The organism is Pseudomonas sp. FSL R10-1339 (assembly GCF_009600545.1).
Taxonomy (GTDB): Bacteria; Pseudomonadota; Gammaproteobacteria; order Pseudomonadales; family Pseudomonadaceae; genus Aquipseudomonas; species Aquipseudomonas bubulae.
This window is the reverse complement of record NZ_WIVQ01000043.1, coordinates 26,310-35,876: the sequence shown is the minus strand read 5'-3', so window position 1 is coordinate 35,876 and position 9,567 is coordinate 26,310. Positions and strand designations below refer to the sequence as shown.

8 protein-coding genes and 1 tRNA gene are annotated in these 9,567 nt (G+C 56.3%); 3 read left to right on the top strand and 6 right to left on the bottom strand.

Annotation, left to right across the window (positions count from 1 at the left end):
* Nucleotide 1: 1 nt before the first annotated feature.
* Nucleotides 2-74, bottom strand: a tRNA-Glu gene (locus GHO03_RS14165).
* Between the two features lie 331 nt (nt 75-405).
* On the opposite strand from GHO03_RS14165, the gene GHO03_RS14160 reads away from it, so the two are divergent.
* Nucleotides 406-1,164, top strand: a complete 759-nt coding sequence (locus GHO03_RS14160; RefSeq protein WP_095003130.1) for a hypothetical protein — start codon at nt 406-408, stop codon at nt 1,162-1,164.
* Nucleotides 1,165-1,282: 118 nt separating this feature from the next.
* Here GHO03_RS14160 and GHO03_RS14155 read toward each other — a convergent pair whose 3' ends face one another.
* Nucleotides 1,283-1,627, bottom strand: a complete 345-nt coding sequence (locus tag GHO03_RS14155) for a YggL family protein (protein WP_095003129.1) — start codon at nt 1,625-1,627, stop codon at nt 1,283-1,285.
* A gap of 233 nt (nt 1,628-1,860) precedes the next feature.
* Here GHO03_RS14155 and dacB point away from each other — a divergent pair, with 233 nt between their 5' ends.
* Entirely contained in the window at nt 1,861-3,327 is a 1,467-nt protein-coding gene (dacB, locus tag GHO03_RS14150) for a D-alanyl-D-alanine carboxypeptidase/D-alanyl-D-alanine-endopeptidase (protein ID WP_095003128.1), read from the top strand.
* 190 nt (nt 3,328-3,517) lie between these two features.
* Here the strand turns inward: dacB and rlmKL are convergent, their stop codons facing one another.
* A complete protein-coding gene (rlmKL, locus tag GHO03_RS14145) occupies nt 3,518-5,788 on the bottom strand; it encodes a bifunctional 23S rRNA (guanine(2069)-N(7))-methyltransferase RlmK/23S rRNA (guanine(2445)-N(2))-methyltransferase RlmL (RefSeq protein WP_153400090.1) in 2,271 nt (756 codons plus the stop codon).
* A gap of 540 nt (nt 5,789-6,328) precedes the next feature.
* Between rlmKL and rmf the strand changes: the two genes are divergently transcribed.
* The gene (rmf, locus tag GHO03_RS14140) at nt 6,329-6,544 is read left to right on the top strand and encodes a ribosome modulation factor (RefSeq protein ID WP_095003125.1); all 216 of its coding nucleotides are present in this window, start codon (nt 6,329-6,331) and stop codon (nt 6,542-6,544) included.
* Between the two features lie 117 nt (nt 6,545-6,661).
* Here the strand turns inward: rmf and GHO03_RS14135 are convergent, their stop codons facing one another.
* The 3 genes from GHO03_RS14135 to sigX form a co-directional block, all read right to left on the bottom strand.
* Nucleotides 6,662-7,684, bottom strand: coding sequence for a quinone-dependent dihydroorotate dehydrogenase (locus GHO03_RS14135; protein ID WP_153400088.1), 1,023 nt, complete (start codon nt 7,682-7,684; stop codon nt 6,662-6,664).
* Between the two features lie 121 nt (nt 7,685-7,805).
* Nucleotides 7,806-8,780, bottom strand: a complete 975-nt coding sequence (locus GHO03_RS14130) for an OmpA family protein (protein ID WP_095003123.1) — start codon at nt 8,778-8,780, stop codon at nt 7,806-7,808.
* Between the two features lie 106 nt (nt 8,781-8,886).
* Complete coding sequence (sigX, locus tag GHO03_RS14125; protein WP_029611289.1) at nt 8,887-9,477, bottom strand: RNA polymerase sigma factor SigX; 591 nt, start codon at nt 9,475-9,477, stop codon at nt 8,887-8,889.
* Between the last annotated feature and the right edge of the window lie 90 nt (nt 9,478-9,567).

Below are 9,567 nucleotides of genomic sequence, written 5' to 3'. Positions count from 1 at the left end.
GCGTCCCCTAGGGGACTCGAACCCCTGTTACCGCCGTGAAAGGGCGGTGTCCTAGGCCACTAGACGAAGGGGACACACTACAACTTCACTGGTTACATGCGTTTGGCTGTTCGCTTTACGCTGCAATTGGCGCGCATTCTAGGGATGGATTGGAAGGTCGTCAACCCCAATATGAAAATATATTGAAATCAATGACTTCCCCCCTATTAAGGCGTTTTCCTACAGAGTCTCGAGGCAAGCTCTTGGCGCCTATATTCCGGCACCCTACAAGGAGTTATGATTGCCGAACCTCAGTGATGGCAGTTTGCTGCCCAGTCGATCCTCACCCCCGTCCTAGCCAGGCACTGCGACTTCACCGAGACAGCGCATCTACACCCACAAGAGGTTTTAACGTTGACGCCCACCATGATCGCCCTGCTTGTCGTCGTCGGGATCGCACTGTTGATTGCCATCGTCTACATCAACCATATAGTGGAAAACAACAAACTGGAGAAAGCCCGCCTCAAGGTCGAGCTTAACGACCGCATCCGTCGTTGCAGCGAGGTCAACGAGACCTTCCCCGGCCAGTTGATGTCTCCCGCCCTCAAACTGCTGCTTACCCGCCTTGAGCTCAATGCGACACAGCGCCTATTGCTCCTGGATAAATCCAGCGCGGCATTAAAGGCACAAGTGACCGAGCTCGGCGGCCTGATTGCCAAGGGCGAGTCAATTCCTGTCAACAACCCGCCCAACCCGGTGCTGACCGAAGCCAAAGCCAAGGACGTACGTTTTTTGCTTGAAACACTCCACGGGCAAATCACCCGTGCGGCCAAGGACGGTTTTTTGCCGACCAACGAAGCCAAGCAGTGGCTCACGGAAATTCGCCACTTGCTGGTGGTGTTGCATATCGAGTTCTTCAACAATCTGGGCAAGCTGGCCCTGCAGAAAAATCAGCCCGCACAGGCGCGCCTGGCTTTCGAACGTGCCGTGCAGTACTTGCGCAAACAGCCGGTACCCGCCATGTACAACGCCCAGATCAAGGATTTCGAAGCACAACTGGCACGCGCCAACGCACAAGTGCAGAGCGCACTTGAGCCGACCACGGGTGAAGTCAACGAGCTGACTGAAGGTTTGAAGACAGACGAGGCCGATGCCGACTGGAAGAAGAAGTCGATTTACGACTGACAGACACATGCCACCTGTGCAGCTGTCGGAGGAACCAGGGAATGCGATGTAAAGCCCAGGACGGGCCAGAGGGGTAAAACATATAAAGGCAGCCCTTGGGCTGCCTTTATATTTGACGTCAGGCTACCGGATTGATTGGCTTTTCCGGGTACCACACGTCCAACAGCGGGCTAACTTCAACGGTGGTCAGCTCTGGACGCGCTTTGAGCCAGGCTTCAACAGCAGCACGCTGCTCTTCGCTGACCGAACCGCGCTTCTGCAGGCAAACCAGACCGTAGTCGTCGCCGCCAACATAACCCAAGCCGTTAGCTTCCATGGCTTCTGCCAGGAAAGCTGCCAGGAATGCATCGATAGCCTCTTCCGACAGGTCTTCTTTGAAATCCAGGTTCAGCTCAAAACCCAACTCCTGAAATTCATCAACGCACAGTTTTTTGCGCAGACGCTGGGAACGATTAGTAGCCATTGAACAATCCTCTTAAGTAATAACGGGCGGCACTTTAGCAGCTTCGGCCGCCCGGCGCCCGGTTCCGTGTGAACGGTTCATCGTTTTCTATACTTTATCCGCGAAACCCTGTAACAGGTGGATGCACAACCCCGACAACCTTGGGGCATAATGCCAATACTTTTATGACCATTGAGGGAACTTTTCATCATGCCCTCGTATTTCCCCCCCTCGCCTGCAGGGTTTTACTTAATATGATCAAATCTTTACGGCCACTGTTTCTCGCCAGCTTTTTTCTGCCACTGGCCTTCGGCGCCAACGCCGCCCCTGTCAATACCACCCTCACACCAAAAGTTCAGCAAGCGCTCAAGACCAACAAACTGGGCGACGACGCCCTGTCCCTGGTTCTGCTGCCGCTAAGCGGCCCTGGCATTCCCACTGTCTACAACGCCGATGTATCCATGAACCCGGCCTCCACCATGAAACTGGTGACCACCTACGCCGCCCTGGAAATGCTTGGCCCGACCCATCAATGGAAAACCGAGTTCTACACTGATGGCACGCTGAACAATGGCATTTTGCAAGGCAACCTGTACCTCAAGGGCGGCGGCGACCCCAAGCTCAACATGGAAAAACTCTGGCTGTTGATGCGCGATCTGCGCGCCAATGGTGTGCAACAGATCACCGGCGACCTGGTACTCGATCGCAACTTCTTCAATCAGCCGCAACTGCCGGTATTCAACGACGACGGCAATGACAAGAACAAACCGTTCCTGGTCAAGCCCGACTCGCTGATGGTCAACCTCAAGGCCCTGCGTTTCGTGGCGCGCAACGATGGGGGCAAGGTTCTGATTTCGGTCGAACCACCAATTGCCAGCATCAAGATCGACAACCAGGTCAAGGCCGTCAACACCAAACAATGCACCGGCGACGTGCGCTACAACCCGGTACCGCAAGCCGACGGCTCGGTACTGGTAACCGTCAGCGGGCAACTGGCCGATGGCTGCAACTCGCAGACCTATCTGTCCCTACTGGACCACGCGACCTACACTGCTGGCGCCGTACGCGCTATCTGGAAAGAGCTGGGTGGCAGCATTCAAGGCCAGGACCGCCAGGCCAGCGTACCCAAAAATGCCAAGCTGCTGGCACGCGCGTTCTCGCCCGACCTGGCCGAAATCATTCGTGACATCAACAAATACAGCAACAACACCATGGCCCAGCAACTGTTCCTGAGCCTGGGCGCGCAGTTCCGCAACGATGCTGACGGTGACGACGCCAAGGCCGCACAGCGCGTAGTACGCCAATGGCTGGCGAAAAAAGGCATTACCGCACCCCATTTGATCATGGAGAACGGTTCCGGCCTGTCCCGTGCAGAGCGCGTCAGCGCGCGGGAAATGGCGCAAATGCTACAGGCTGCCTGGAAAAGCCCCTACGCTGCCGAGTTCATCAGTTCCATGCCCATTGCCGGCAAAGACGGCACCATGCGCAAGCGCCTGAAAACCACGGCCATGAACGGCCAGGCCCATATCAAGACCGGCACCCTGAACACCGTGCGGGCCATTTCCGGCTTTAGTCGCGACAGCAACGGCAATACCTGGGCAGTGGTGGCCATCCTTAACGACCCTCGTCCGTGGGGCGCTTCGGCGATTCTGGATCAGGTTCTGCTCGACCTGTATCGTCAGCCGCAAATCCCGAATAGCGCGGTATCCATCGCGCAGTAAGGCGTTGCCCGGGCAATAAAAAACGCCCCTGATCGTGCGATCAGGGGCGTTTTTCATTGTGGGAGCGAGCCTGCTCGCGAAGCAGGCGACCCGCTCAGGCGCAAAACTGCGGTGATGCCATCGCGAGCAGGCTCGCTCCCACTACAGGCCCACCCCTGCAAGAAGCAGGCAGGCCAGTACTCAGCCGCTATTACCGGGCCATGATTTTCCAGGCACGGTGGATTTTGCTGTTGCGGGCAAAGTCCGGATCGATGGTGCTGGCAGTGATTTCTTCGACCGCGTAACGCGCTTCCAGATTTTCATCGAGGATGAATTTGCGGAAGTTGTTGGAGAAATACAGCACGCCACCCGGCGCCAGACGGGCCATGGCCAGATCCAGCAATTGCACGTGGTCGTGCTGCACATCGAAGATGCCTTCCATGCGCTTGGAGTTGGAGAAGGTCGGCGGATCGATAAAGATCAGGTCGTACTCTTCACGACAGGCATCCAGCCACACCATCACATCGCTCTGCTCCAGACGGTTCTTGTCCGAAAAACCGTTCAGGGACAGGTTGCGACGCGCCCAGTCCAGATAGGTTTTCGACAGGTCAACGCTGGTGGTGCTGCGCGCGCCGCCCTTGGCTGCGTGTACGCTGGCAGTTGCGGTGTAGCAATACAGGTTGAGGAAGCGTTTGCCGGCAGCCTCTTTCTGGATACGCATGCGCATCGGGCGATGGTCCAGGAACAGACCCGTGTCCAGATAGTCCGTAAGGTTGACCAGCAGCTTCACGCCGCCTTCATTGACCTCGGTGAACTTGCCCTGGGCACTTTGACGCTCGTACTGCTTGGTACCGCTCTGACGCTCGCGACGCTTGACGATTACCCGGCTCTTGTCGATGTTCAACGCCTGTGGGATGGCCGCCAATGCATCGAACATGCGTTCCGAGGCTTTTACCGGATCAATGGATTTCGGTGCCACGTATTCCTGGACGTGAACCCAGTCGTGGTACAGATCGATCGCCATCGCATATTCCGGCATGTCGGCGTCGTAGACACGGTAGCAGTCGATACCTTCGCGCTTGACCCACTTGCCCAGCGCCTTGAGGTTCTTTTGCAGTCGGTTGGCAAACATCTGCCCGCCTTCGCTCAAGCGTGGCTGCTCGATCACCACCGGAGCCGGTTTGATCGGGTTACCGTTCTTGTTGAACTTCTCGTACTTGGTTGGCGCTTCGATGTTGGAAGGCAGATCGGACTCAGCCTGTTCGCGCTCAGCCTGACGCTGCTCGGGGGTACGGCGCTCGCCGGTAACGAACTGATCTGGCACCACCTTGATCAACAACAGCTTGCACGGCAAGGCGCCGTTCCAGAACGAATACTGCTTGTGGCTACGGATGCCCATACGCTTGCCCAGATCCGGAGCACCGGTAAACACCGCGGCCTCCCAGTTCAAGCAGGCCTGGCGCAGACGCTCGCCGAGGTTCTGATAGAGATAAAGCAAGCTCGCCTCATCACCCAGACGCTCGCCGTACGGCGGGTTGCAGATTACCAGGCCTTTCTGGTTCTGGTCCGGACGCGGCTCGAAGGTCGCCACTTCGCCCTGGTAGATCTTGATCCAGTGACTCAGGCCCGCGCGCTCGATGTTATTGCGCGCTGGCTGGATAAGGCGTGGATCGGCTTCATAGCCACGGATCCACAGCGGCGGCTTGGCCATGCCGATTTCGGCACGCTCGGTGGCTTCGTCGTGAAGTTTTTTCCAGATGGCCGGTATATGACCCAGCCAGGCATCGAAACCCCAGTGAATACGATTGAGGTTTGGCGCCATATCGGCGGCGATCATCGCGCCTTCGACAAGGAACGTACCTACACCACACATCGGGTCAGCCAGAGCAGCACCTTCGGCGGCCATACGTGGCCAGCCCGCACGGATCAGAATGGCCGCCGCGAGGTTTTCCTTCAGCGGAGCAGCACCCTGCTGCAGACGGTAGCCGCGCTGGTGCAGGCTGCTGCCTGACAGATCCAGCGACAGAATGGCTTCGCCACGGTCCAGGCGCAGGTGAATGCGCATGTCGGGGCTGATCTTGTCGATGGAAGGACGCTCACCGCTTGGCGTGCGCAGCTTGTCGACGATGGCGTCTTTTACCTTCAACGCACCAAAGTGGGTGTTGTCGATACCCGAGCCGTGACCGCTGAACTCAACGGCCAGGGTGCCATCCGGCACCATATGGTCTTGCCAGTCAACGTCCAGCACACCGTGGTACAGGTCTTCGGCGTCCTTCATCGGGAAGCGCTTGAGTACCAGCAACACACGGTTGGCAAGGCGCGACCACAGGCACAGGCGGTAGGCCGTCTCCATGGTAGCCATGCCTCGAATGGCCGAGGTGTGCTCGCGGGCTTCCTCAAGACCAAGGCCGGTGGCCTCTTCGAGAAGCAGGCCTTCAAGGCCTTTGGGACAGGTAAGGAAGAGTTCGTAACGATCCGACATGGGATTCCTGGGCTATTAGCTATCAGCGAGAAGGCGACGCATCGCCCGCTCCGTTTTCAATCAAGCGCTTTTCTTGAAGAGCGCTCGCGTGGCACGAAACTGTGCCGTTCCACCGAGGCGATCACTCATGCCCGCAGGCATGAACAGTTTAGACGCCGAGGCAGGTCATTCATCTGGAAACAACAGGTCATATACAGACCCTTCGTCGAATAGTCCCCCAGCAAAAGAGGCGGGTATTCGCGACGGGGAATGAAACGCATCCTCTTTGCAAACACTCGGCCTATCAGGCTTTGGTCGTATTCAGTGGTCAAAAAGCGACCTTACTTATGGCCTTAACACCATTATCGTTACGTCCTTATGACAAAACGATCATTCACACGCCTTGGCGCATTGGTTAGAACTCAACTCAGGTTACGGCCGCACAGGCCCTGACAAAATGCTCGCCACGCCGGCAGCGAGCACACCAACGGCAGAACACTCTGCCCCGGCCTCTGGAAGGCCGACGCTAAATAAACAGTCAACAAGTGAGGGCAATACCCTATGAGAAGACTTAAGCGTGATCCGTTGGAAAAAGCGTTCCTTCGCGGATATCAATACGGTGTTAACGGAAAATCCCGCGAGCTTTGCCCTTTTACTCTACCGTCGGTACGCCAAGCCTGGATTAACGGCTGGCGTGAAGGACGCGGCGACAACTGGGACGGTATGACAGGCACTGCGGGCATCCACAGACTCAACGAACTTCACGCCGTCGGCTAACTCCGGGCAAAATCCGACATCACCTCGAAGCTGTACTGACTCAACCTTGCCGCCCTTTCCAGGCGGCGGGCTACGGCCCAAGGGCTCCTTAGGGGAGCCCTTTTTATTGCCTGCCAATCAGCGCGCCAAGGCCGATATGGCGTCAACCGACTCGCGAATCAAGGCCGGACCCTTGTAGATAAAGCCCGAATAAATCTGCACCAGGCTCGCACCCGCAGTGATTTTTTCAGCTGCGTGTTTGCCCTCGATAATCCCGCCCGCAGCAATGATCGGCATACGACCTGCCAGCTCACCGGCCAGAACTGACACCGTGTGAGTGCTTTTCTCACGAACCGGTGCTCCAGACAGACCACCCGCCTCGTCGCCATGCTCCATACCTTCAACACCTGTACGACTCAGCGTGGTGTTGGTGGCAATCACTGCGTCCATACCCGTCTCAAGCAGCGCCTGAGCCACAAGCACGGTTTCTTCGTCTGTCATGTCAGGGGCGATCTTGATCGCCAGCGGTACGCGCTTGCCGTGGCGCTGAGTCAGCTCGTTCTGACGCAGCTGCAGGGCCTCGAGCAATTGCTTGAGCGAATCACCGAATTGCAGGCTGCGCAAACCCGGCGTGTTAGGCGAGCTGACGTTTACAGTCACGTAGCTGGCGTGCTCATACACCTTGTCCAGGCAAATCAGGTAATCATCGACCGCTCGCTCAACCGGCGTATCGAAGTTCTTGCCAATGTTGATACCCAGGATACCGCTGTACCTGGCTGCCTGAACCCGTGCAAGCAGGTGATCGACGCCAAGGTTGTTGAACCCCATGCGGTTGATGATCGCTTGCGCTTCAGGCAGTCGGAAAATACGGGGTTTGGGATTGCCCGGCTGAGGTCGCGGCGTCACGGTGCCGATCTCAACGAAGCCAAAACCCAGTTGTGCAAAGCCATCAATGGCCGCACCATTTTTGTCCAGACCTGCGGCCAGGCCGACCGGGTTAGGGAAGTCCAGCCCCATCACCGTCACTGGCAGCCTTGCCGGCGCCTTGCACAACAAACCGTTAAGCCCGAGACGGCCACCTGCGCCGATCAAGTCCAGGGACAGGTCGTGGGAGGTTTCAGGGGAGAGTTTGAAGAGCAACTGGCGGGCCAGGTTATACATGGGCTGATAGGACTCAAAGGGTTGCTTGAAGAGAGCGCGATTATAGCTGCGCGCTTCACTAAATCACAGGCAAAGAAAAACCCGGCCTGAGCCGGGTTTTTCTGAACAGCCTAGCTAAAAATTACTTAGCTTCTGCTTGAACGGTAGCTTCTACGCGACGGTTCAGGGCACGGCCTTCTTCAGTTGCGTTGCTTGCAACTGGGTTGGCTTCGCCGTGGCCAACTGCGTCTACGCGGTTGGCTGCAACACCTTGGTTAACCAGGGCTGCACGAACAGCGTCAGCACGACGCTGCGACAGTTTCTGGTTGTAGGCGTCTGGACCGATGCTGTCAGTGTAACCAGCAACAGTAGTGGTGGTCGCAGGGTACTGCTTCATGAAATCAGCAACGTTGTTGATGTCAGGCATGTACTGCGATTTAACAACCGACTTGTCGAAGTCGAATTTCACGTCAAGTTCAACGCGAACAACTTCAGCGATCGGAGCTTCTGGCTCTGGCTCAACTGGTGCTGGAGCTGGAACTGGAGCAGGAGCGACTTTACCGCCGTTACCGCCGAAGTTCACACCCAGACCAACGGTAGGAGCGTAGTCCCACTTGCCGTTGTCCAGTTTGTAGTCAGCTTCAACGCCAGCACGGGCGAACAGGTTGTCAGTGATGTACCACTTAACACCAGCGCCTGCAGTCAGGAAAGTCGACTTGTCGCGACCGCTGTGGCCGTCAGCCTCAACGTTGGTCATGCTCTTGTGAGCAACACCGCCGGAAACGTATGGACGCAGAGCGTCGCCTACGGTGCCGAAGTGGTACTGAGCGTTCAGACCAAAGTTGTCGCCTTTGATTTTCTGGTGGCCAGTGCCGTCATTCGAACGGGTGTGGTTGGTTTTGTCGTAGGTCAGGTTCAACGAAACGTCGTCGGTCAGGAAGTAACCGATCGATGCGCCTGGGTTGTAACCGTCTTCTACGTGCTTGACGCTGTCGTTGTACTGTTTTTTGTAGAACAGTTCACCCTCGACCGCGCCTTGGCCTTGTGCCAGGGCACCGAACGAAGTTGCGGCTACAAAGGAACCAATGGCAATGCCCAAGGTGTTTTTCAGTTTCATCCGTTAAATCCCCATCTGGTGATTGTAAAGCAGTCCCTCATACCGGGGGACAACTCGGCAGCAAGTCTATCAGACCTTGCCTACACGTAGAGCCATTTGCGCTGAACTAAGTTTCAGCAATGCCTGCAAATTTCTCACGCAATTTATCTAGAGCACGCTTGTAACGCATCTTTGTCGCACTCAAACCCATATGCATTATGTCCGCGATTTCCTGAAATTCCAGTTCTGCGACAAAACGCAGCACAAGAATCTCACGATCAATCGGATTTACATGCACCAGCCAGCGATCAAGTCCGCCCTTTTCCTCAGGTTTCGGCGCCTTTTCTTCGGACGCTTCCTCGAGGGGGTCAATACTTAATGCGTCCATCAAGCGACGCTTTCGCCGTTCCTTTCGATACTGTGTAATGCACTCGTTGTAGGTGATGCTATACAGCCATGTCTTGAATTTCGACTTGCCTTCAAAATTTTTCAAACCGTACAGCACTTTCAGCATGACTTCCTGACAGACATCATCAGCGTCCCTATCGTTCCCTAAATACCTTGAACAAACGTTGAACAAAGTGCGCTGATAGCGCCGCATCAGCTCTTCATAGGCACGTGTCACGTGAAACAACTCATCATGCGAGCGCGCCACCAGCTCCTCATCAGAGAGCTCGCGGGGGTCATAGCGCATGGATAGCGATTGTGCTTTATTCAAAACGAGTTGTGCCAACAGTCAGGTCAATGTCCGCCGCAACCAGTCAATCTTGGCTTTTTTGCGGCGGCGTACATTAGCAGGGTTTGCCGT

What these genes read in the sequence shown, in the direction of transcription:
- GHO03_RS14130 (WP_095003123.1), bottom strand. Translation starts at nt 8,780, where the DNA reads ATGAAACTGAAAAACACCTTGGGCATTGCCATTGGTTCCTTTGTAGCC.
- GHO03_RS14160 (WP_095003130.1), top strand. Translation starts at nt 406, where the DNA reads ATGATCGCCCTGCTTGTCGTCGTCGGGATCGCACTGTTGATTGCCATC.
- GHO03_RS14135 (WP_153400088.1), bottom strand. Translation starts at nt 7,684, where the DNA reads ATGTATAACCTGGCCCGCCAGTTGCTCTTCAAACTCTCCCCTGAAACC.
- rlmKL (WP_153400090.1), bottom strand. Translation starts at nt 5,788, where the DNA reads ATGTCGGATCGTTACGAACTCTTCCTTACCTGTCCCAAAGGCCTTGAA.
- GHO03_RS14155 (WP_095003129.1), bottom strand. Translation starts at nt 1,627, where the DNA reads ATGGCTACTAATCGTTCCCAGCGTCTGCGCAAAAAACTGTGCGTTGAT.
- rmf (WP_095003125.1), top strand. Translation starts at nt 6,329, where the DNA reads ATGAGAAGACTTAAGCGTGATCCGTTGGAAAAAGCGTTCCTTCGCGGA.
- dacB (WP_095003128.1), top strand. Translation starts at nt 1,861, where the DNA reads ATGATCAAATCTTTACGGCCACTGTTTCTCGCCAGCTTTTTTCTGCCA.